At 46.7% G+C, this 23,195-nt stretch carries 18 protein-coding genes; 6 read left to right on the top strand and 12 right to left on the bottom strand.

Features of this window, described 5'->3' with window-relative positions; all coding sequences use genetic code 11:
- Nucleotides 1-208: 208 nt before the first annotated feature.
- Entirely contained in the window at nt 209-2,152 is a 1,944-nt protein-coding gene (locus tag ACR6HW_RS06765) for a methyl-accepting chemotaxis protein (RefSeq protein ID WP_455730388.1), read from the top strand.
- A gap of 20 nt (nt 2,153-2,172) precedes the next feature.
- On the top strand, nt 2,173-4,314 hold the full coding sequence (locus ACR6HW_RS06760; protein WP_455730387.1) for a type IA DNA topoisomerase: 2,142 nt from the start codon (nt 2,173-2,175) through the stop codon (nt 4,312-4,314).
- 124 nt (nt 4,315-4,438) lie between these two features.
- Here ACR6HW_RS06760 and ACR6HW_RS06755 read toward each other — a convergent pair whose 3' ends face one another.
- Genes ACR6HW_RS06755 through ACR6HW_RS06740 form a run of 4 tightly spaced genes read right to left on the bottom strand, consistent with a single transcriptional unit; the run spans nt 4,439 to nt 9,008 of the window.
- Nucleotides 4,439-5,866, bottom strand: coding sequence for a 4Fe-4S dicluster domain-containing protein (locus ACR6HW_RS06755; protein ID WP_455730386.1), 1,428 nt, complete (start codon nt 5,864-5,866; stop codon nt 4,439-4,441).
- Between the two features lie 18 nt (nt 5,867-5,884).
- Complete coding sequence (locus ACR6HW_RS06750) at nt 5,885-7,048, bottom strand: SpoIIE family protein phosphatase (RefSeq protein WP_455730385.1); 1,164 nt, start codon at nt 7,046-7,048, stop codon at nt 5,885-5,887.
- Nucleotides 7,048-8,766: a [Fe-Fe] hydrogenase large subunit C-terminal domain-containing protein gene (locus tag ACR6HW_RS06745; RefSeq protein WP_455730384.1), complete on the bottom strand. Its 1,719-nt coding sequence runs from the start codon at nt 8,764-8,766 to the stop codon at nt 7,048-7,050. Before ACR6HW_RS06745 ends, ACR6HW_RS06750 begins: the two co-directional genes overlap by 1 nt.
- A complete protein-coding gene (locus ACR6HW_RS06740; protein WP_455730383.1) occupies nt 8,763-9,008 on the bottom strand; it encodes a (2Fe-2S) ferredoxin domain-containing protein in 246 nt (81 codons plus the stop codon). Before ACR6HW_RS06740 ends, ACR6HW_RS06745 begins: the two co-directional genes overlap by 4 nt.
- A gap of 529 nt (nt 9,009-9,537) precedes the next feature.
- Between ACR6HW_RS06740 and ACR6HW_RS06735 the strand changes: the two genes are divergently transcribed.
- A complete protein-coding gene (locus ACR6HW_RS06735; protein WP_455730382.1) occupies nt 9,538-12,732 on the top strand; it encodes an EAL domain-containing protein in 3,195 nt (1,064 codons plus the stop codon).
- Nucleotides 12,733-13,189: 457 nt separating this feature from the next.
- Nucleotides 13,190-14,608: a group II intron reverse transcriptase/maturase gene (gene ltrA / locus ACR6HW_RS06730; RefSeq protein ID WP_455730381.1), complete on the top strand. Its 1,419-nt coding sequence runs from the start codon at nt 13,190-13,192 to the stop codon at nt 14,606-14,608.
- A gap of 116 nt (nt 14,609-14,724) precedes the next feature.
- Here the strand turns inward: ltrA and ACR6HW_RS06725 are convergent, their stop codons facing one another.
- Nucleotides 14,725-15,900, bottom strand: coding sequence for a DUF418 domain-containing protein (locus ACR6HW_RS06725; RefSeq protein WP_455730380.1), 1,176 nt, complete (start codon nt 15,898-15,900; stop codon nt 14,725-14,727).
- Nucleotides 15,901-15,924: 24 nt separating this feature from the next.
- Nucleotides 15,925-16,836: an exopolyphosphatase gene (locus ACR6HW_RS06720; RefSeq protein WP_455730379.1), complete on the bottom strand. Its 912-nt coding sequence runs from the start codon at nt 16,834-16,836 to the stop codon at nt 15,925-15,927.
- A 142-nt stretch (nt 16,837-16,978) separates the two neighbouring features.
- On the opposite strand from ACR6HW_RS06720, the gene ACR6HW_RS06715 reads away from it, so the two are divergent.
- Nucleotides 16,979-17,542, top strand: coding sequence for a tRNA (mnm(5)s(2)U34)-methyltransferase (locus ACR6HW_RS06715; protein ID WP_455730378.1), 564 nt, complete (start codon nt 16,979-16,981; stop codon nt 17,540-17,542).
- Nucleotides 17,543-17,628: 86 nt separating this feature from the next.
- Here ACR6HW_RS06715 and ACR6HW_RS06710 read toward each other — a convergent pair whose 3' ends face one another.
- Nucleotides 17,629-18,036: a YtxH domain-containing protein gene (locus ACR6HW_RS06710; RefSeq protein WP_455730377.1), complete on the bottom strand. Its 408-nt coding sequence runs from the start codon at nt 18,034-18,036 to the stop codon at nt 17,629-17,631.
- A 201-nt stretch (nt 18,037-18,237) separates the two neighbouring features.
- Here ACR6HW_RS06710 and ACR6HW_RS06705 point away from each other — a divergent pair, with 201 nt between their 5' ends.
- Entirely contained in the window at nt 18,238-19,122 is an 885-nt protein-coding gene (locus tag ACR6HW_RS06705) for a hypothetical protein (RefSeq protein WP_455730376.1), read from the top strand.
- 95 nt (nt 19,123-19,217) lie between these two features.
- On the opposite strand, the gene thiE is transcribed toward ACR6HW_RS06705, so the two are convergent.
- The 5 genes from thiE to thiC are packed head-to-tail and all read right to left on the bottom strand — an operon-like array spanning nt 19,218 to nt 23,130.
- Complete coding sequence (gene thiE / locus ACR6HW_RS06700; protein WP_455730375.1) at nt 19,218-19,829, bottom strand: thiamine phosphate synthase; 612 nt, start codon at nt 19,827-19,829, stop codon at nt 19,218-19,220.
- Nucleotides 19,822-20,535, bottom strand: coding sequence for a hydroxyethylthiazole kinase (locus ACR6HW_RS06695; RefSeq protein WP_455730374.1), 714 nt, complete (start codon nt 20,533-20,535; stop codon nt 19,822-19,824). The genes thiE and ACR6HW_RS06695 overlap by 8 nt, the downstream gene beginning before the upstream one ends.
- Before the next feature lie 5 nt (nt 20,536-20,540).
- Nucleotides 20,541-21,311: a hydroxymethylpyrimidine/phosphomethylpyrimidine kinase gene (locus tag ACR6HW_RS06690; RefSeq protein ID WP_455730373.1), complete on the bottom strand. Its 771-nt coding sequence runs from the start codon at nt 21,309-21,311 to the stop codon at nt 20,541-20,543.
- The gene (gene thiW / locus ACR6HW_RS06685) at nt 21,308-21,811 is read right to left on the bottom strand and encodes an energy coupling factor transporter S component ThiW (protein WP_455730372.1); all 504 of its coding nucleotides are present in this window, start codon (nt 21,809-21,811) and stop codon (nt 21,308-21,310) included. Before thiW ends, ACR6HW_RS06690 begins: the two co-directional genes overlap by 4 nt.
- Nucleotides 21,812-21,822: 11 nt before the next feature.
- The gene (gene thiC / locus ACR6HW_RS06680) at nt 21,823-23,130 is read right to left on the bottom strand and encodes a phosphomethylpyrimidine synthase ThiC (RefSeq protein ID WP_455730371.1); all 1,308 of its coding nucleotides are present in this window, start codon (nt 23,128-23,130) and stop codon (nt 21,823-21,825) included.
- Nucleotides 23,131-23,195: the final 65 nt, after the last annotated feature.

Here is a 23,195-nt window from a genome sequence, read left to right as displayed (position 1 = left end):
AATCGACAGGTTTTTTTGTTCGAATATTAAAAAAATGTCATGATTTCTGTGTAGGCCTTTAAATTTGTGGTAAGTATTTTTTGTCAATTGTATTTTATGTACATAAAATATTTAAGTGCCGAACTAAGGATGACGGGATAGTAAGACAGAAGACAGAAGGCCGAGTTCGATCAGGAAGGGGATGGGGAACGTGAAAAGAGCCCTGACATTGCAAAGTAAACTGATGGTTATTTTTATTATAACGGGTTTGCTACCGATGATTTTAATCGGTAGTTTGTCGTATGTTCAGGCGCGACAGGAAATCCGAGAAGAGACGCTTCGAAAGCTCGAGATGTTCAACCGCTTGGTCAACACTAAGTTTAACGACTATTTCTCAAACAAAAATACGTATGTCAAAGCGGTCGGTGGCAACGCACGCATCCAGAAGGCATTGGAGACGCGCGCCTCGACGCATTCCAAAAGTGCCGACTGGCAGGACGCGTATGAACAGTTGTCACCGCTTATGGAGGGTTACCGAACGGACTTTGGTTTCGATGGTCTCGTCGTTGCAGACGCCGACGGGGAGATCGTCTATGGAACGGGGGCGTATGGTGACACAGAGGGCGCGTCTATTGCAGAGCGAGCGTACTTTAAAACGGCGCTAAGCGGTAGGCAAAACGTGTCGGCGTTTATGTATTCCGATATTATCGACAGCTATTTTGTTTTAATTTCGACCCCTGTTTACGGTGTGGATCAGTCGGTCACAGGTGTTGTCAACGCCCTGATTCCCTTAGGAGACATTGAGGAGATGATTCAGAGCGACATCTACCTCGTGGGCACCAGTGGGGATGTCTACCTGGTAGACAGCAAAGGGTTGCTGTTCACCGATACGATGTTGGGTGCCTATAAAGAGGGCGCCGCTATGACGGCCACCATCGACAGTTACGCCGTCGAGCGCTTATCGGCGGCAATTGAAGCCGGCGACCACAGTTTTTTAGGAGAAGGTCTTTACGACGATTACTTGGGAAATCCGGTATTGGGCGGTTACAGCGTTGTACGCGTCGGTGCGACGACGCTGGGGATGATTGTCGAGGTGGATCAAGCGGAAGTGTTTGCCTCTGTCAACAGGCTTCTATGGTTTATCGCCGCATTGGTGGCGGGGATTGTGGTGCTCAGCGCGGTATTGCTCGTCGTCTTTGTCAGAGCGCAGATTCAAAAGCCGATTGTAGCGGTTGTGGATGCGTCGCGTCAAATTGCGGCGGGAGATTTAACAGTGAAGATTCCAGTTAGCGGTCGAGACGAAGTGGGGGTATTGGCGCGCACTTTTAATCAGATGACAGAAAACATCACCGGCGTTTTATCTAAAGTTAAAGCGTCGTCAGAGCAGGTGACTGTAGGGGCGAGTCAAGTGGCGGACTCGAGCTTATCGCTCTCTCAAGGCGCCATTGAGCAAGCAGGTGCCGTTACGGTACTCAAAGACCAGATAGACGAAATGACTGAGCGCCTAAGGGCGGCGGCAGGCGATGCGGGAAATGCCAAAGCTGTTGCTGAAAATGTGATGGAAGCTGCACGGGAGGGGACATCGCATATGGCGCATATGCGCTCTTCAATGGCGGACATCGAGCGGTCGGCAAGTGGCATCTCTAAAATTATAAAGGTTATAGACGACATCGCTTTTCAAACGAATATCCTCGCACTAAATGCGGCAATTGAGGCAGCGCGTGCAGGAGAACACGGCAAGGGCTTCGCCGTTGTAGCTGACGAAGTACGGAACCTCGCGGCGCGGTCAGCACGTGCGGCCAAAGAGACCACACGGCTTATTGAAGGTACAATCGATCGGGTAGAAGGCGGCGCCAAAACCACTGAAGAAACGGCAGAGGGGCTGACGGTTATCGTGCAGGGGGTCGAAGACCTTGCGGCACTTTTGGAGCGCATAGCGGGCACTTCTGCAGCACAGGCGCAAAGTGTGGAACGCATCAACAGCGGCATCGGACAGATTTCAGATGTGGTACAGGGAACGTCGTCAATTTCCGAGGAAACGGCGGCTTCCAGTGAGGAACTCTCGGGACAAGCGGCAATGCTCCAACGGGAAATTGAGCGTTTTTCTCTACCGGCGGTGGAGGCATCGACCCCAAGGTTAAATGATGCTATAATAGAAGCGATAGGTTCATGAATTAGAAAGGTCGCGGACAATTGAAAGTGATTATAGCTGAAAAGCCCTCAGTGGCGAAAAATATCGCCGATGCCGTAGGGGCGAAGAAGAGAAATGACGGGTATTACAGTGGGGAACAGTACTACATCACGTGGGCTTTCGGCCACCTACTGGAATTGTACGATACAAAGGATTACGATTCAAACATGGGGAGCTGGAAAATGGAACAGTTCCCTTTTGTGCCCACAGAGTTTCTATACAAGGTTAAACAAAACGGCAAACGTCCTGACGACGGGGCAAAAAAACAACTGCGCACCATTAAAGGGCTCATTGATAAAGCAGAAGTTGACGGCGTTATTTCTGCATGTGACTACGACCGCGAAGGGCAGATTATCGGAGACATCATTCTCGATTACCTCAAAGTGCAAAAACCCGTGGAGCGCTTGTTGCTCAACGAATGGACGCCGGACGAAGTGGCGGAGGGGATGGGAAAGCTGATTCCCAACGGCGAGATGTCACCTCTGAAAGCGGCGGGGATATCGAGGCAGTGGGCCGATTGGCTGATCGGTATCAATCTTACGTCTGTGGCGACGCTGAAGTACCAGCGCGGCTATGGCAAAGTTCTCAATGTAGGGCGCGTGTTGTTGCCGACGCTTAAAATTATATACGATAGGGATGTGGAAATTCAGAACTTCGTCAAAGAGGCTTATTACAAACTCAAAGTAGATTTTCTCTTGGAGAGTGGGGCGGGGTATAGCGGCCATCTCACTGTCGACGGCAAAGACAAGTTTGAAGACAAGGAGGCGCTTCAGCAAATTCGCGAAGCGGTAAAAGGAAAGAACGGCACGGTTGACGATGTCATTAGACAACTGAAAAACGAGTACGCGCCGCCACTTTTTAATCTTTCAGGTTTACAGGGGCACGTGACCAGTAAAGCGAAGGGGTGGACTTCTGAAAAAGTTCTCAAGGTGGCACAAGGTCTCTATGAGAAAAAACTGATTACGTATCCGAGGACGTCGAGTCTCGCACTTGAAACGTCTCTCGCCGGCAAAGCTGAGAAAGTGCTCAATGTTCATAAGAAGGGCCTGCCCTTTGAAGCGGCTATTCGTTTCGAAGTGTCGCCGCGTGTTTTCGATAACGCCAAAGTTGAAAGCCATAGTGCTATTATGCCCACCTACCTCGTTCCAAAGACTTTGTCAGCTGATGAACGCGTGGTTTACGAGGCTGTTAAAATGCGTTTTGTGGCACAGTTTATGCCGGTGGCACAGCATGAAGAAGTCACGGTGACAACCGGCGTCGAGGGACACGCTTTTGTTTCGAAGGGACGAATTCAAAAAGTAGAGGGGTGGCGCTTGGCTGAGGCTATTCAGTCTAAGGACAAGGTGTTGCCTGCACTTGCAACAGGCGACGCGGTACACGTGAAGAAAACCCTTTTGGAAGAGAAAAGTACCAAGCCGCCAAAGCACCATACAGAGAAGACGCTTCTCAAAGTGATGGAAACGTGCGGTAAGCACTATAAGAAGCGCGCAGATGACACTGACGACGATGATGAAATGATTGAACAGATTTTAAGCGGTTTCAGCATCGGTACCCCGGCGACGCGTGCCGAGACCATTGCAAAGCTCAAGCGCATCGGGTATATCGTTGCAAAGGGGAAACACCTTGAGGCAACGCCTTTAGGGGCTAAGATGATTGCCGATTTTCCTGTAAAGGCGCTGTTTGACCTCGAGTACACCGGGCGTCTTGAAAAAGTGCTGGCGGACATCGGCAAAGGGACGCTGGACGGCGATGCTTTTATGTCTGAAATGATTGCTTTTGTAAAAGACGCGGTGGTGACGATTAAAGACGATGCCTATAAGGTGATACAAGACCTCGAAGACAAAAAGGTGCCAAGAGAGCGTTTGGGCAAGTGCCCGGGCTGTGGCGCGGATGTCGTGGAAGGTGAGAAAGGTTACGGCTGTAGCAATTGGAAATCGGGCTGTAAGTTTGTCATATGGAAAGACGACGCCTTTTTGCGCAGTTTAAAAGTGACGGCCACACGTCAAACGGTTGAAAAATTGCTGGAGAAGGGCGAACTCTACAGTTCGAAGTTCGTCAGCAAAAAGGGCAAGCGCTTCTCGGCGTTTTTGACGTATGAAAAAGAAGCGGACAGCCCTTACTACAAGTGGAAAATGCGTTTTTAGCGCGACGTCGTTGCCGCATTTAAACCACTCGTCAATGTCTAGACGTTTATAATTAAAGAGTAGACCCACTACGCACAAAATAAGCGGCCTCAGTAGCGAGGGCCGCTTATTTTTATATGGGTAACTATTCAAGTGGTATACAATACGTTTTAAAAATCTCCAGCGCATCGTCCGGATTGCTCTCCAGCGCGGCTTTTGAGTAAGATTCGAGAACTTTTAAGTCCTTAGGGCCGTAGTGCATGGTGACAGGGCCTTTTATACAGCCGCCCTTACACGCCATCCCTTCGATAAAGTCTTTGTCAAAGCGCTTGAATTTTACCAGCTTGAGCGCCTTGTCACATTCTTGAATGCCGTCACAGGCGAGGGCTGTAATCGGTTCTTCTGAAATCGACTTGAGGTAGTTGGCCACAGAAGCACTGACGCCGCCGGTTGAAGCAAATTTACGGCCGTAGTACGACGCGTTGTTTAGAGGTGACGGCTCCAAGGTGCTAAGGTCCATTTCCTGTGAATCGATGATAGCCGCGAGCTCTTCGAAAGTGAGCACGAAATCGGTATCGGGCATCCGCATCTGTTCAGTTTTTTTGGCGATGCAAGGGCCGATAAAGACGACAATGGCGTCGGCGTCGATGCACTTGATCAATCGCGCAGTGGCTGTCATTGGTGAAATAGTCTTTGAAACATGTCCCTTCAATTCCGGGTACTTTAAGTCAATGTAGTTGACAAATCCCGGACAACAAGAACTGGTGAGCACTTCGCCTTTTTCTTTGTGGTCGAGAAGCTCCTGTGCTTCGTGACGTGTCACCATGTCGGCGCCGAGTGCAACTTCGATAACGTCTTTAAAGCCGAGCTTTTTAATCCCTGTGATAACTTTGCCCAGTTCAACGTACTCGAACTGAGTGGCAAAAGCCGGTGCGAGCATGGCGTAAACGGGCTTTTGATTCATCCTAAGGGCTTCGATAACCGAGACAATTTGCGACTTGTCTTGGATAGCACCGAAAGGACATTTATAGACACAGGCACCGCAGGAGATACATTTATCGTAATCGATAACGGCATTTTTGCGTTGGTCGATTTGGATGGCGTCTGTTGGACAGTCGCGTTTACAAGGGCGCATAACGTCTGCAATAGAGTTGTAAGGGCAAGCGTCTTTGCAACGGCCGCATTCGACGCATTTATCGGGATCTATAACCGCCTTGCCCTTGTGCATGGTGATGGCGTTAACAGGACAACTGGCGATGCATCGGTTGGCAATACAACCACGGCACGCTTCAGTGATAACGTAGCGGTTAATGGTGCACTGATCACATGCGGAAGGCAACACTTCTACGACGCCTTTCACTTCGGGATTACCGCCCATAGCCAGCTGAACACGGTCGGCAACGACGGCGCGCTCATGGTACACGCAGCATCTGAACTGAGAGTCCGGTCCGGGTGCAACGGTAATCGGAATTCGGTGTAAGTGCTGATTCAGAGTGCCTTCAAATGCGTATTTTGCCACTTCTTTCATAACTTGATTTTTAAATTTTTGTACGTGATTTTCATAACTTCTCATGGGTCACCTGCTTTGTATTTAGTCCGTATAATGAAGGTCAACAATTTTCCCCATTGTCTTAAGTTCTTCTATAATTTCGTTAATGACGCGGGTTTTAATGCTTAAATCTCTTGGAAAATCAGGGTTTTGATGTGCGGGGTTTATGGCCCGTCCCACCCAAAAATCGATATGTGTGGAGTCTTCTACCATGAGCCTGAGCAATCTGCTCACACCGTCTTTTTTATTAAAAACAGGCTCTTCACAGCTTTTGTTGAGTGCTTTTAATTTGCCAAGAACCATTTTAAGCGTCAAGACGCCCTCTGTGACCAGGTCGATACCGTCTATTTTAGCGGTAGGGGGAACGAAGGGATCGATGTAGTCGATTTCTGTTTCGATGTCTTTATTCAGCTCCCTGGCCACGATGTTGGCCGCAGTACCGCCACAGACGATTTTCTTACCTGGCTGTTTCATAAAGTGTTCAATGGTTTCCCGGTCTTTGTTTTTTTGCTCCGGTGGTCCCGACAGTACCTGCAAGCGCTCGGGATTGCGTATACAAATGGTCAGTGCGGTGGTGTCGTCACCGGGGAGCTCGTTGTAGAGCTTGTTGCATGTCTCAATTAGTCGGCGGTTGAGTTTTTCAGCCGATGGGGTCTCTTGTAGTTCTAGAAATTCTGCGACGTGGTGCCACTCCCACCCGTGGTTGAGCAAATGGCCGACACCAGCGTGGACGACGCCATCTGAGCACAGCGTTAGGGAATCGCCGACTTTCAAGTCCACATGACTCACCCAAACATTTTTATCGTTAGACACTATCTTTTTTTTATCAATTGGGTATAGGGCTTTATCGCGCATCATAAAAATCGGCGGGTTGTCGAATTCGATAATTTTTGCGTGCAGGGATTCGTCGATATCGATGACGGTAAATGTCGAATAGCCGATTTTACGGATATTGCAGATAGGCAATGTATGGATAATCGTATCGATGGTCTCGATAATGCTAGCCCCTTTTTCTAACATAGTTATCATTATTTTACTGGTCAAAGTCGCGAGGATATTCGCCTTGACACCGCTTCCCAGTCCATCGGAAAGCACGGCGATAAGGCGATTGTCCGTCTTGAAAATTTCGACTTTGTCTCCGCAGAGTTCTTCGCCAATTTTGTTGAGCGAGTGGTGCGCGATATCGACAAAGTAAGGAAAAGCCATTAAGCGTCACCTCCATCGGATAACACGAGCTTCTTCAGTTTGTTGAGGCCGATTTTTGTCTCCGCAGTCGTCTCGCCAAGTAAGCTGGCTATCTCCTGTGCGATGCGCATTTGGTGGTCGATGACTTCCTGACATGTTGAAATGGTTTCAGCCTTAACGCGTTCGAGTTCTTGTCTATTGTTCTCCGCCTGTGTGATGTCGGTAAAGATGCCGACGATGGTTTTACCTTCGTTCAATTGAACCACATTGGAGAAGAACGATTTGTCCACGGACTCAAGGTATATTTTCTTGCTCACTCTCAGTTCGCCGGAAGAGAGGAGGTCGTCGAAAATAGGGTCTTCTATTAAAGCGGCAATCGGCCAGTAGTTCAGCTTAATGCGCGATGAATTAAAGAGGTTGTGAAAAGACGGATTAACTGCCTGGATGCGCAGCTCTTGGTCGAGGATACAGATGGCGTTCGGACTCGCTTCAAAGATGATCGATTGCAGCCCCTCCGCTTTTTTTCTTAAAGAATCCATGCACATGTTGATATCCGAATGGCCTCTGATGACCGCTACGGCTTTATCATAGCACGTGGTATAGCCACAGGCGTTGCAATTGAGCTGATCTTGTTCTGAGTACTTACCCATCTTCATCAACACTTCAGCCACTTCTAAGTCGTTGACTGGCGCCTCGTTTGTAGATTTTGAATGGAAACTTCTACGCAGTTGCTCAGGTGACAGCTCAAAAGGTATTTCAACATCCGAGTATCCCTCTTGAGACTGGACGTGTTGTTTGACTTTCTGCATGCGCTTAAACATATTCGGAGCAGAGTCCGGCATGTTGGGACCGTTGACGCAACTACCGTCACATATATTGAGTTCTGCACAGTAGCCGCTGATTTCGCCACTTGTTATGGATTTTAAGAAGGACTCACAGTTTTCGATACCGTCGACATGGACGTAGTCGTAGGTCGGGTTAATCCGCGTTTTCAAATCGCTCTTCCACAAACTGCCGCCAAGGGGATAAGCGCGACCGCGCTTGCTCACAGGCGTACTAAAAGGCGTTTGCGCCAATGTCTCAATGGCAATGCCTTGTTCGATGAGCCACTTTTCAAGTTCTCTAAAAGTGATAACGGCGTCGATGGCCCCTTCGATTTCGACAGCCTCGGCTTTTTTTGCAAGACAGGGTCCAATAAAGACGACATAGGCGTCTGTACCGTAGCGTTCTTTGAGGTCAAAGCCGTGTGCGAGCATAGGAGAAACTGTTGGAATTACGACGTCTATGGCTTCTGGAAAGTAGTGCTCAATAAGGTAGTTGCTCGAAGGACAGCAACTGGTGATGATGTTTTTCTTTTCACCTAGTGCTATGGTTTTTTCGTACTCGAGCGAGACAATTTCCGCGCCCCGTGCAGTTTCTTCAATGGCAAAGAAACCGAGCGCTTTCAGCGCCGTGTGCATTTGGTTAGGGTGTTCGAGGTCAAAAGAACCGGCGAAGGACGGCGCTATAGACGCGACGACCTTTTTGCCGCTTTTAATGGCGCGCTGAACAGAGTCGAGATCGAGTTGAATCGTCAAAGCCCCTTCAGGACAATGCATTTGACACAGACCGCATTTAATACAAAGATCGTCGATAATATGATGGCTTTTGTTCGTAAAAGCAATGGCTTTTGTCGGACATGCCCTTAAACATTTAAAACATTCATCACATTTCTCTGCGTCGAAATTGATAAACTTCATTTAATCACCCACCTGTGGAGTTCCTCTATAAAAGTTTGAGCGGTTTCAGGAGAAACTGAAAACATCTCGCCGGCGTCGGTTTGAACGGATACCGCTTCTGAACATTTCCCCAGACAAAACGAAGACTTGAGTTCAATAGTATCCTCAAGCGCATTTTTTGAAATATATGATTTAAATGTTTTGATGACCTCGTAAGACCCTTTTAAATGGCATGCACTGCCGATACACACTTTGATTTCCATAAACGTGAACCTCCAAATACGATAATAAAAAGAGAGGAATGCTGCTTGCTGAGGGATTGTCCAAAATATTGTTAGATTATACGATGAGAAGGCTTAGCAATATTTTGGGGGATACGAACCATGCTTGCGGTCATGGAGTGACAGATGATAAAGCAAGCAGCGATTGCCTACAGTGAATAAGAGTTAATCTCTTATGCATGTTAATAATATCACAAAGGGTGTTTAATTTCAATTCCATACGATAAGATAATTTAAGATAAAAACGTACCAATTTCCATAAAAATATGACAAAAAAGAAACGATTAATACTCGGAAGATTCAGAACAAGAAAAAAGCATCGAGTAAAATGCCAATTCATTACGAGAACGCAATAAGTAATAACAAAATGAAATATATAGATTCTGAGAAATTATTAAAATTAGAAGGTTTAATTGTTTAATGTTTAACAAAAACAGGTGTGATTTTCTGCTTACAATCGTATAAAATGGTTACAAATAAACATAAGAGGATCTTTTACAGGAGGCACAATTTGAAAGACAATACTTTAAAAAGACTACTGATTGCCATACTTCTTATTGGTTTTGGCCTCTTTTCAGTAGCTTATTATAATTACAGCGTTAAAGAAGCCGCTGTGGCGCATTTTAACCGTCAAACCAACTATCGGATTGATGCTATATCGGCATATGCCCAACTTAAACATGAGCGCATTGAAGAAGACATAGAGACTATTGCGCGCCAAAAAAATGTTAAAGAAGTAGCAGGTCGGCTGACGCAATACACCCGTACCACTGCCAAAACAGAGATGACCCCTCAGTTGGGGAGTAAAGCAGAGCGGGATTTGTACGATTATTTCGAATCTTATGCCATGTCTCATGACGATTTAAAATACATTTATATGGCCGACGCGGCAGGTGGGTATGTTTCCTGGCCGGCAAGTGCTTTGCCTGCAGGCTATGACCCAAGAGAGCGTCCATGGTATCAAGTGGCGATAGAAGGGGGCGGTCATATCCATCAGACGACCCCCTATGTCGATCAAGTCACCAATTTGTTTATTCTCAGCAATGTAAAGGCGATTTACGACGAACAGAACAGCCTACTGGGCGTTGTGGGGATCGACTACAGTTATGAGACCACCATCGACGATCTTGATTTCTTCGAAATGAAACCCTATGAGCGATTGGTTATCTTTCACGAAACCGGCGTGGTGTTGTCGGATTCAAAGAATAGATTGGAAACCATCGCTTTAAACAAAACTTATCAGCGCGACGACAAAGGCAACTTCTTCTTTAAAATCGACGGCATCCAGCATTTGGCACGCCTCGAGCCCCTTGAGGACAGCGGCGTCCTCGTGATGAGTCTCTTTGACTACGATGCCCTTATCGCCAACTACGGCAGAGGTGTCCAGTGGGACATCGTCATATCGTTGGCTGTTTTAGGGGGGATTTTTTTAGCGTTAATTGTACTCGTCTACTACGTGTATTACAGCCGCGTCTTGAAAAAGCGCATCAGTGAAAAAGAGAAGCGCCAATTGGCGCTGGAAAATAATATACCGGGAATCGTTTTCAGGTCAAAGGCCAAGTGGCCTTGGCTGATGTATTATATAAGCGAAGGGGTTTATGAGACGACTGGATATCCCGCCTCTGACTTTTTATCAGACACCGGGGAGCGTCAGTGGCGAGATATCGTCTTAGAAGACGATATCCAGATTGTAGATGCACCTATTGATTTAGAAGCGGGGAGTGCGTACAATTTGGTTTATCGCATTAGAACACGTAGCGGCGACATCATTTGGGTATCTGAAGTTGGCCGATTGGTCAAGGACTCTAAGGGCATGCTTTACATAGATGGCGTGATTCTCGACATCAGCGAAGAAGTTGCCCGAGAGGAGATGCTGAAGAAGACGCAGACTGAACTCGAGTACACTGTAACTGCGTTAAAAGAAAAAAATCAAATTCTTGAGGAAACGAATCTTGAAAACCAAGCACTCTATGAAGAGATGGCTGCAGCTGAAGAGACCTTGCGATACAATTACGATGAACTGGAAGCCTATCGGGTTAAGCTGGAAGAAGAAAAGTTGAGGTACCAGTTGATTTTAAAAGCTAGCAAAGAGGCTTTTTGGGAATACAGCCCTCAAACAGGTGCTTTTGAAATAGCCAACGCCTTTAAGTGGGCGGACTCCGAACTCGACGCTCTAGAGGCTTTTTTAGAAAGGGTACATCCGGAAGATAGACTTTCCTTAATCTGGTTTGATGAGGCTGTATCGGATTACACAGCTATCCCCGAAGTGTATGAAGTCGATGCCAAAGTGGCGGTAAAAGACCATCAGTACCGCTGGCATCATTTTATCGGCGTGGTGGTTCGAGACGCATTTGGAAACGTATCGCGCATCGTCGGTTCGCTATCTGATGTTCATGAGACGACCATTCAAAAAGAACGGATTATGTTTTATGCTTTTCACGATTCGGCTACAGGTCTTTACAATTTGGACTATCTGCTGGATTCAGTGAGCAATGATTTAATGACACAGGGGAGCGAAAATGCCATATTGCTTGTTGCCGGCGCGCGTCATTATGGGAAGCTTGTTGAGAGTTGTGGTCGCAATAAGACCGATATTTTGCTGTTTCAGCTGGGTGCCGGTTTAAAAACCATTTTTGAAGACATTGAAGAAATCAGTACCTTGCCACGCGGCAGGTTTGCCATATGGCTCGGCGACAAATACGATAAGTCTCGAGCAGAAGCCTGTATTGCGGCGATTGAAGCACAAGTCGCCAGTTATATGTACAGCGACCTCCTCTATTCGGAGTTTGGGTTTATCTACAGTGGCGTCGCCTTGGAGTCTGAAGTCAATGAAGCACAGAAAGCACTAAAATACGCAGAAATCGCTTTTGATTATGCTGAGAAAAACTTATCGACAGGAAATATCGCATGGTTTAACCGTGAGATGCAAGAAGAAAAAGACCGTGAAGTGCTGGTAGAACGGTATTTGAGAAAAGCTGTTGTCAACGATGAACTCTATTTGGTTTTACAGCCTCAGTACAGTTCATACGACAAAAGCGGACTCCACGGCTACGAGGCACTGGTGCGCTGGAAAAATCCGGAGCTCGGCTTTGTATCGCCGGGTGAGTTTATTCCACTTGCCGAAGAAAACGGCCTCATATACGAAATCGGACGTTTTGTCGTCAGGGAAACCATTGCTATTATCAAAGCCTATGAAGCACAGTTTGATGAAGAAATCTGCATTGCCATCAACGCGTCCTTAAAAGAGATTGTACGGGATGAGTACGTGTCTTATATTTTAGAAAAAGTCCGTGAAAATACTGTAAAACCCCATCAAATCCATATTGAAATCACAGAAACAGCTATCAGTGAGTACATTGATCGCGTTGTGAACAACCTCAACAAACTCAGCGAGAACGGTTTTGAAATTCACATGGACGACTTTGGAACCGGGTACTCTTCTCTAAGCATGCTCGGGCGATTGCCGGTAAACGTTTTGAAAATTGATCAAAGTTTTGTCGCTGGTATTGAAAATGACGACAAAATGCATGAGTTGACACAACTTGTCATACAGATGGGACATGGCTTTCACATGAAGATTATTGCAGAGGGGGTTGAGACCAAAGTTCAGTACGATATTTTAGACGCTATGGGCTGTGACTATTATCAAGGCTACGGTTTATCTAAACCCATTGAAAAGATTGAGTTGCTTACGCCAAAAGCCTAGAGGCAGAGCGATAAAAAACGGTACGAGACCTATGTGGTCCGTACCGTTTTTACGATGTGTGCCCAGCATGGGCACAATCTAACAGGTGAAAGTCCTGAACACGCCCTAGTAGTGGGAAGTGTATAGCTAACGGCAAGGGTGTCCTCGGCGACGAGGAATCTGAAGGAAGCCTACGGCAAATCTCTGGTCTGACGAACAGAAATCACATCAGGCGCAGGTTGATGGATAAGGTTGCATTACAAATTGAAGTCCAATAACTACTCGGAATCAACAGCGTAAATGTGGCAGATAGATGGAGAGAAAGATTGTGCTCTTACCTGGGGAGGTCTCATGGACATGTGAAAGGCATCTCAGAAGCATGGTTGAAATAAGATTTGTCATGAGAAGTCAGCAGATACCATAGTAGTGGCTACACAGGTGTAGACATGAAGGGTTGAACCTAGGGAGGTGAAAGTCAATGAAAGTTACCGAAATCGGGACGAAGAAAAGCAGAAAACATCATAAAGTTGATGGCTACTGTCAGAGAGATAGTGCGGAACACAAAGGGTATGACAGAGTGCTTACTGAAAAGAGGATAACTGAAAACAACATCACCGATGCCGACAGAAATGGGTATGGACTTTTGGAACAAATCTTGTCCCAAGAAAATCTGAACAAAGCTTATAAACGTGTGAAGAAAAATAAAGGGACTCACGGAGTCGATGGAATGGAAGTAGAGCATCTTCTACAACATTTGAAAGATAATGGGGAAGCGTTAAGAAAGTCTATACTGGATGGTAAATACCGTCCTAAACCAGTGAGACGTGTAGAAATACCAAAAGACACTGGGGAGAAAAGACAGTTGGGTATACCAACAGTAGTAGATAGAATGGTTCAGCAGGCAATACAGCAAGTAATGTCAGATTTATATGAACCAACATTTAGTGAAACAAGCTATGGCTTCAGAGAGAAACGAAGCGCACATGATGCCTTGAAGAAGTGCCAAGAATACGCCAATGAAGGCTACACTTATGTAGTAGATATGGACTTAGAGAAATTCTTTGACACAGTGAGTCAATCGAAGATGATAGAAATATTATCAAGAACCATTAAAGATGGTCGAGTGATATCGTTGATTCATAAATATTTAAGAGCGGGTGCAATCGCTGATAAGAAGTATGAAGCAACAGTTAAAGGACTAGCCCAAGGCGGGAATCTAAGCCCTCTTTGTAGCAACGTCATCCTAAATGAGTTAGACAAGGAATTAGAACATCGCGGTGTGCGTTTTGTCAGATATGCCGATGACTTAATGTTGTTTGCAAAAACAAAGCGAAGTGCTAAAAGGATACTAGAACACATTTTACCATTCATAGAAAAGAAGTTAAAACTTCGAGTGAATAAGGATAAAACATCCGTATCTTATATAGGCCGTGTAAAATTTCTTGGCTATGGATTTTATTCATCAAAAGGTGGTATGAAATTCAGAGTTCATAAGAAAAGCATTATTCGCATGAAGAGCCGAATAAGACAAATAACCACAAGACGGCGTGGTATTCGTTATGAAGTATTAAAACGAGAGCTGAAACAGTATGTAGTAGGCTGGACGAACTACTTTAAATTAGCTGATATGAAGAAACTTCTAAAGAGTACGGATGAATGGTTGCGTAGAAGGTTACGCATGTTCATCTGGAAGAGATGGAAGAAAATCAAAACACGCTACAGGCGGTTAAGACAACTTGGATATAACCATTCTAACGCAAAGAAGTATTCTAATACTAGAAAAGGCTACTGGCAAATAGCCGGTAGCCAAGTACTTCAATGCTCTATTACAGATAATCTCTTGAGAAAAGCAGGTTATCAATTCTTTTCTGATTATTACAAATCTGTTAGTGCATAAACCTAGGAAGCGCCGTATACGAGACCCATATGTACGGTGCTGTGAGAGGTCGGGAAAGTTACTCAACTTTCCCTCCTACTCGATTTGTCTTGATTAAATGTGGATGAAAAAATACACTAGCGCGCCGCGTGTTGATTGCCGTAAGTCATTTTGCGCCAAAGGGCTTCCATGGGGCCAAACTTAAAACGTTTGAGCCAGAGGGCGCTAATGAGCAACTGTAGGCAATAAAATGAAATCGCCAGCACCGGGTACAGACGCATCGGCAACTTTCCGAAGTAGCCAAAACCATAGCCGAAAAAGAACGTAGTAAAGACGATGGTCTGTGTTAAATAGTTGGTTAACGCCATACGCCCCATATACTGGAGCGGTGACAGCAGTTTTTTGAAAAAAGCCGTTTGTAGCAGGCAGAGCAACCCGGTGATGTAAAACAGTGCACCGACCAACGTGCCGACTTCATTTAAGAGGCCGACGACTATCCGTATCCAGTAGGTCTCTTTAGCCAGTGTATACAGTGCCAGTTCGCCGACAATTGTAATGGCGAAAGCGGCACCTGAAAATATGCAGAGGCGCTTAATTGACGGGTGATAAGCTGCAATGTTGTGAAAGACCCGTTTGGCGCCGACGAGATACCCTATAAAAAAGATGGCGATAAGTTTGATGGTAACGAACAACAAGTTCAGAACGACAATGGGCAGTTCGCCAGAGGCACGGTACAAGACCATGTTCATGTAACTGTCTTGAGTGTAGGCGTTTTCGGCAATGGCTTCTGCTTCACTGTAAGTTTCGATGTCGTAATCGCCGGTATCAACTGAAGAAAGTCCGGCTGTCAAGGCCATAATCGCAGTAGAGGCAACCAGTAGAATCACAATGGCGCGCTTGTAGTTAAACGCTTTGTTTCGCCCGACGGCAAGTAAAATAAAGCCACAAATCGCGTAGTTGTGTAGAATGTCGCCATACCACACCAAGACGAGGTGCATTACACCGAATAAGAGCAGGGCATAGAGGCGTCTTTTAAATAAAAGGGTTCTCTTTTCAGGATTGGGTTTGTCCATAAAAAGAAAGAAGCCCAATCCAAAGAGAAAAGAAAAAATGGTGTAGAATTTTCCCTGAGCGAGAAAGTGAATGATAAATGACGCGGCAGCATCGGCACCTTGTAGAGCCCTAAAGTTTGTTAATGAGCCAAAAAGGGTTCGATCGATCATCGTCAAGTTTACTAGGAGAACGCCGAATAGAGCAAATCCCCTAATGATGTCAATTTCTTTGAGGCGTTGATTGGCAGTTGTCGGTAACATAGTAGGTCCCCCTAAAGATCTTTTTTAATGAGGAGTAAGTGCAGTAACAAGTTCTTTAATAACGGTATCTGCTGTGTCATACGGCACTTGACAAGTGCCGACCATTTTGTGACCGCCACCGCCGTTTTGAAGCATTAGAGCGCCGATATCCACCGAACACGTCCTATTAAGTATGCTGTAGCCACAGGCAATGCTGACGTTTTGCTTTTGCTTGCCGTCGACAATCCAAAGTGAAACATTTTGCTCGGGGTACATGCTGTAAATCAAAAATCGGTTGCCTGTGTAAATAGGAGAGACATCTCTTAAATCAGTAACGATAACGTTGTATCGAATATCGGTATGCTTGGTCACCATTTCTTTAAAGTGCTCGGTCTGCTCGTGATAGAGTGCAACGCGCTCTTGTACATCGGGTAAATCTAATATTTCTTCTATGGCGTAGTTGCGGCAATGGTTGATGAGCTCGGCCATCAATTGGTAATTACTGATTCTAAAGTTTCTAAAGCGTCCTAAACCCGTGCGGGGATCGGAGATGAACCCGAGGAGTATCCAGCCCGTAGGGTTCAAAATTTCTTCACGTGTCAATTGACCGGAATCCACTTTGTCTACGGCTTCTATCATTTCTTTGTAATTTGGGAAGCGCTTTTCGCCGCCATAGTACTCATAGATAATACGTGCGGCAGAAGGGGCAAGTCGACTTTCGCCTTTGACGCCCTGGTGCCAGCCTAAGCGATCTTTTTCTGAAGTATGGTGATCAAACCACATGCCGCAACCTTCGACATACGGTACGTTGGCGAGTACGTCATCTTCTGTAGGGGTAAACAAACCGTCCTGTAAATCTTTTGGATGAACAAAAGTCCAGTCGGTAATGATATCGGCTTCTTTTAACAACATGCCGCAGATTAAACCGTCAAAGTCTGAACGCGTAACTAATCTCATAATGTGGCCTCCTAATTTAGTGGAATGTTCTGTTCTAACTATATAATACCAATTCTCACGACTCCTATTCAAGTAAATCCGGCGCGACGTTGACAGAATATTTTTCCTGTGTTAAGATTTTTGAGTTTTATAGGAGGTCGATATGATTAGACAACTGACGGCGCTGAATCATGCGCTTTGGAAAACGTATTTAAAAAAGGGGATGACAGCTGTGGACGCCACCTTGGGACAGGGGCATGACGCGCTCATGTTCGCACAGATGGTGGGAGTAGAAGGGCATGTTTGCGGTTTCGACGTCCAAGAAGCCGCAATAGTTGCCAGTGAAACGCTTTTAAAACCCTATGAACAGGTCGTGCTGATTCACGGATCTCACGAGGACATTGATTGCTATTTTTTAGAGGAGACGGTGGATGCTGTCGTTTACAACCTCGGTTTTTTGCCGGGAGGCAATAAGGCGGTAACGACGCAGGTCGATTCGACACTTGTGAGCATCAAAAAAGCGTTGATTTGTCTCAAAATAGGCGGGGTGATGGGTGTCAGCCTCTATCCGGGACACGAAGCCGGACGACTTGAGGCACAAGCCGTTGAGCGGTATTTAACATCACTGGACAGCACTGTTTTCCACGTTATGCGCCAAAGCTATATCAATCAAACCGCTCGAGCACCTTATACGCTCTGGGTGGAGAAAAAGCGTTCAAATGTCTAATATAAAAATCCGGAGCACACCTCAATAAAGACGGAAGCGTTCCGGATTAATTTATAATAGAATGTCTTGAGTTTTCTGAGGAGGCTCTAAGCTTCTTCAACTTTTTCCACAGCTTCTTCAGCTGCGTCAGCGACGTCTTCAACAATTTCTTCAGCAGCATCTTCTGTAACTTCAATCGCTTGTTTCGCGTTTTTAGCAAATTTAGAAGACACTTTAGACTTAACATTTTTGCCCTTTTCAAGAGTGCTGTCTAGAACTTCTGCCGTCTTAATAACGAGAAACTCGCCTTTCTCTTTGACCTTGTCGGCACCGGTTTCTACTTTTTGGGCAACATCTTGGCGCATTTCGCGGCCGGTTTTAGGTGTTGTAAATAATGTAATCAGTGTTGCAATCGCTGAGCCCGCAACAAAAGCAATACCCGCTTTTTTCATTGCATCGGCTTTGAGCTGTCGGATTTCTTCTTCTCTTCTCAATCGTGCGTTCTTAAATAACATGTCACCATCTCCTTTAAATTAGTGTTAAGGGCTATATACCCGCATCTGTCCTAATTATAACATAGGTTTTGTGAATAATCATTGAACAGTTTATTAAGACCTAGGTTAAAGCGTGAAAAAACGCTCCCTAAGACCTATTTGTAAGTTGTAAAAATAAAGTTATAATAACTGTGTTTTAAAATAACTTTTTTAGGAGGGGTTATGCAATCGAAATTAACAGAGCGTCTCGGCCTGAAGCGCGATAAGAAAAGCGGTGTTTATTACGGGAGGTATCGGGGGTATCACGTAAGCTTTTCAGAGCGTACGCTGATTTTATCGCTTGAAATCGACGAGGCTGAAAACCTTAACACGCGAGCCGTGTCTTATTTGGAAAAGACCTGTGGCACGACTTGTGGCACACACATCAGCCCGGAGTTTACGGCAGACGGCGCGACTGTGGTTGTGGAGGCATCAGATGAGGGGCTTTCGTGTTTGGAAGCTTTTTTTGAGTTTTTAGAGGCTGAGGGCATCCGAAACAAATGTTGTGTTTGCAATAAGACGGGTACGGTGGGGTACAAGCATTTGGCGACACAAAAGGGCCTTTTACCCATTTGCGAAGCCTGCACCGCCCGTACTCAGAGCCCGAGAGGACGCATTTTATTGGGAGCGATCGGATGCGTGTTTGGGATTGCACTGGGGATGTTGATTATGATCGGCGCCAACATTGCCGGCTACGTAGTTTCCATAGCGGGTGTTGCCATGGTGTTCTTTGGTTTTAGAGGGTATATGATGCTTTCAAAAGGCAGCCCTATTGTGGGATTTGTTCTAACGACGCTCTTGTCGCTAGTTGCCGTTTACGTCGGCACTTGGCTTTTTTATTACATTGAAGTGTATCGCGCCAACTACAGCCTCAGCGAACTTTCTAGGGAGGCTGTATCGACAGTTTACACCTATGGCAAGCATCTGTTGGCAACCGATGTTGAGTTACAGGCGATGATGGATGAGCACTTGGGACAACAGTTTATTTATACGGTCATCGGTATCGGATTGACCCTTTTTGATTTTGTGAAAGCGCTTAGAAAAGAAAAGGTGAGAGTTGTCGCGTAAGCAATCGCGTTAAAACGGATTGAAAGACGAAAGAGAGGGGATTTTCCCCTCTCTTTTTCGTTAGGCCGCCTTGAAGCGACCGCTGATGTCAGCGTTTAAAGAACCGCGCACTTTTCTTTAAAACGCTCTAAGGTTTCCATAGGGGTTTCACTGGTAAACACAGCACCTGAAAAACAGATGCCTTCTACGCGGCTCATCAGTGGCGCTGTAAGTTTTTCAGGTACTATCCCACCGATAGCGTACAGAGGGAGAGCGGTTATATCCCTAAGTTTCTGAAGCGTTTCCATAGACATGGGCAGCGCTTCTTTTTTGGTTCCCGAAGGAAAGAAGGCACCGACCCCGAGGTAGTCGGCCCCATCCTTTGCGGCTCTCTCAGCCTGCTCCGGTGTCTTCGCAGTGCGCCCGACGATAAGCCCCCTTGCCTTACAGTGTTTGGCGGCCTCAGCTGTATAGTCGGATTGACCGAAGTGGACGCCGTCGGCGCCGACTTTTAGAGCCACTTCTGAAAAATCGTTTACAATCAAAGCCGTATCGTAGAGCGCGCAAAGCATTTTAAGCTGTGTCGCCTCTTGCACAGCGGTTTCGAAGTCGACATTTTTACGCCGGTATTGTAAATAGTCGATGCCGGCTGGCAACACCGCTTTCAGTTTTTTGATATAGCGCTCTAAAGGCATATCCGGCGTGATGAGATAGAGTTTTTTAGTCATGTAAAACCTCGTTTCCAAGTGCATCTAGCAAGTTGAGTTTAAAGTGACCGAGGCCGCTTGCAGATGCTTTTAAAGACGCTGTTTTCATCGCGTTACAAGCGCGACTTCCCGCGTTGTACAGCGCATACCCTTTGGCGAGGTCGACGCCGATAAGGGCTGAAAGCAAACAACCAGCTCCGGAAATCCGCGTCAACTTTTCGCTACCGCCTGCTATTTCAAGATGTTGCCCTTTATAATAGAGTCGGTCGACGGCACCGGTGACGACGTGAAGAATCTCAGCCGGCAGCGAGACGTCTGAAGACAGCGATTGGGCTTGTGATTCTAAAGTCGATGAACGGGCGGCTATTTTATCGGTGTAGCACGCTCTGATTTCATCGTAGTTGCCTCTGATAAAAGCCGGGGTCACGGCATCTAAAAGGTGTGTTAGAGCAGCTTTTCGGTACGAGGACAGGTGTACGCCGACGGGGTCGATACCGATGGGGATACCTGCTTTTTCAGCACTTTTCACCGCTTTTAATAACACGTCACACTTGGCGTCGTCAATCATGCCCAGGCTGATGACCAAAGCTTGAGCGCCAGTGTGGATGTCGGCAAACTCTTTAGGGTTTTCCGTCATAATAGGACTTCCGCCATAGCAGTGAACGCCATCGGCGACGAAGGCCCTTGTGACATCGTTTGCAATAATATGAACCAAAGGTCGAGTCATGTGTATCACTTCCTAATGGCACCGCCTCCAAAGTCAAACCGAATCGGATTGCGGAGCCCCTCTAATAGATAGTTTTTCGCCTTTTGAACAGCGTGTTCAAGAGGGTACCCCAGTGCGAGGTTGGCGGCAATGGCTGAAGAAAGGGTACAACCGGTGCCGTGGGCATAGGGGGCGTTGATACGCGCCTGCCTGTACACGTGCAACCTCCCGTTTGAGAGCTTGAGGTAATCGGTCGCCGTATTTTCAAGATGTCCGCCTTTGAGCAGCAAGTTACAGGGGAACACGTACTCGCGGAGAGTGGGTTCAAGGGCACTTTCATCACCTGTCAACTGAAAAAGTGCTTTGGCTTCGTCGATGTTGGGGGTTATCAAGTACAGGTCTTTCAGCCAAACTTCTCGTATATAGTCGACCACTTCTCTGTCCACTAGCCATTTGCCGCTGCTTGAAATGAGGACGGGGTCGAGGACGATTGGAGGCATGTCTATGCCATAATGCGCTTTTAAAAAGCGGTACAACGCCTCACAGACACTGAGCTGTCCCATCATCCCGATTTTAATGGCGTCTGGGGCATGCGTCTGAAGCAATATGCGCAGAGGGTCTATGACCGCTTCAGGAGAAAGGTCTTCTCGATAGAAGACGCCTTTTGAATTTTGTCCCGTAACAGATGTGGGGACGGAAAGCGGGTAGACGCCCTGGGCGTAAAGCGTTAGGACATCTGATTGAAGACCTGCACCGGACGTCGGGTCGAGTCCGGCGATAGTTAGTACCGTTTTCATAGATGTGTCACCTTGACTTTATCGAGGACGCCTGTTTTGTCAAAGGCGGTGTAAAGGAGAACACCTGTTAGAGCGCCAATGGCACTGCTGGCAAAGAAAGACGTGAAGAAGATGCCAAAAGCGGCTGTTGAGCCGAGAAAAGTCTTTGCCATAAACCCGGCGACAGCAGCGCCGATAACCCCAGTTCCCACCAGCTCACCTAAAAATGCGAAGAGGCGTCGGGGGTTGACATAGAACAAGGCACCTGCCAGTGCCGCGCCAATCATACTGCCTGGAAATGCCAAAAGGCTGCCACTGCCCATTAAATTTCTAAAAAGAGAAATCAAGAAGGCGTTGGCGACGGCGTAGAGTGGGCCGAGAAGTACGGCCGATAGGACGTTGATTAAGTGCTGAATGGGAAAGGCCTTAATAACGCCGATGGGTATAAAAAACAAACTGCCCGTGAGGACGCCAAGGGCTATTAGAAGCCCTGATAGCGCCAGTTTATACGTCTTATGCATACGCACACCTCTTAGTTGCGCAGAATGTTGAGGTCTTCGCCGCCCATGACTTTGTTGAGCGTTCGCATAGCGCACATTTTACCGCACATGGTGCAAGAGTGCTCTTCTTCCGGCGTGCTGTCCGCTCTGTAACGACGGGCTTTTTCCGGATCGATGGCGAGGCGGAACATTTCTTCCCAGTCGAGGTTCTTTCTCGCGAGGCTCATAGCGTTGTCCCAATCTCGGGCACCCTTTAGTTTTTTGCCGATGTCACCGGCATGTGCCGCGATTTTAAACGCCATAATGCCTTCCACCATGTCTTCAAGTGTCGGGAGTCTCAAATGCTCAGCAGGGGTGACGTAACATAAGAAATCCGCCCCTTTGCTCGCAGCGAGCGCCCCGCCGATGGCACCTGTAATGTGGTCGTATCCCGGTGCAACATCCGTGACAAGAGGGCCGAGGACGTAAAAAGGTGCACCGTGACAGAGTTTCTTTTCAATGAGCATATTGGCTTCGATTTCATCGATGGCCATGTGACCGGGGCCTTCAATCATCACTTGAACGTTGCGAGCCCAAGCGCGTTTGGTCAGTTCACCTAAAGCGATGAGTTCAGAAATCTGAACGGCATCTGTGGCGTCGGCGATACACCCTGGGCGCATAGCGTCGCCAAGGCTCAGCGTGATGTCGTATTTCTCGCAGATGTCCAACAGGCGGTCGTAGTATTCGACAAATGGGTTTTCATTGCCTGTGAGTTGCATCCATGCAAAAATCAGTGAACCGCCTCTTGAAACGATATTGGTGAGTCTCGGGTTGTTGAGGAAAGTCTGGGCAGTGTGCTTGTTGACACCGGCGTGAATGGTGACAAAATCGACGCCGTCTTGACCGTGTTTTTCCACGACATCTAAAAACTCATGTGCTTTAATTTCACTGAGTTCTTTATCGTAAAAGCCCAATGCGTCGTAAATCGGGACGCTGCCAATCATAGCAGTAGATTTTTCCACAAGGTCTTTTCGGAACTCTGCGGTTTTACCGTAGTTGCTGAGATCCATGATGCCGTGGATACCGAGAGAAAGTGCCTTTTCAACTTTGGCCATCTCTTTGCAATAGTCGTTTTCATCTTTAGAAATACCGAGGTTGACGTTGATCTTTGTGCTCAGACCGCCGCCGACGCCACTTGGTACCAGCGAGGTGTGGTTCTTGTTGGCGGGGATGACGATTTGTCCTTGAGCGATTTGAGCCATCAGCCAATTGGCTTCGACGCCCTCAGTTTCGATAACTTGTTGCATTTGTGGTGTTAAAATGCCTTTTTTAGCAGCATCCATTTGCGTGGTATAACTCATAGTAATAGCCTCCTTAAACACTAAAATCCCTTGTTGTACGAGAGCTGAAAAAAAAACGCGCTCCT

The organism is Fusibacter sp. JL298sf-3 (assembly GCF_053842995.1).
Note: the sequence above shows the minus strand (reverse complement) of the source record. Positions and strands in the feature narration are given on the sequence as shown.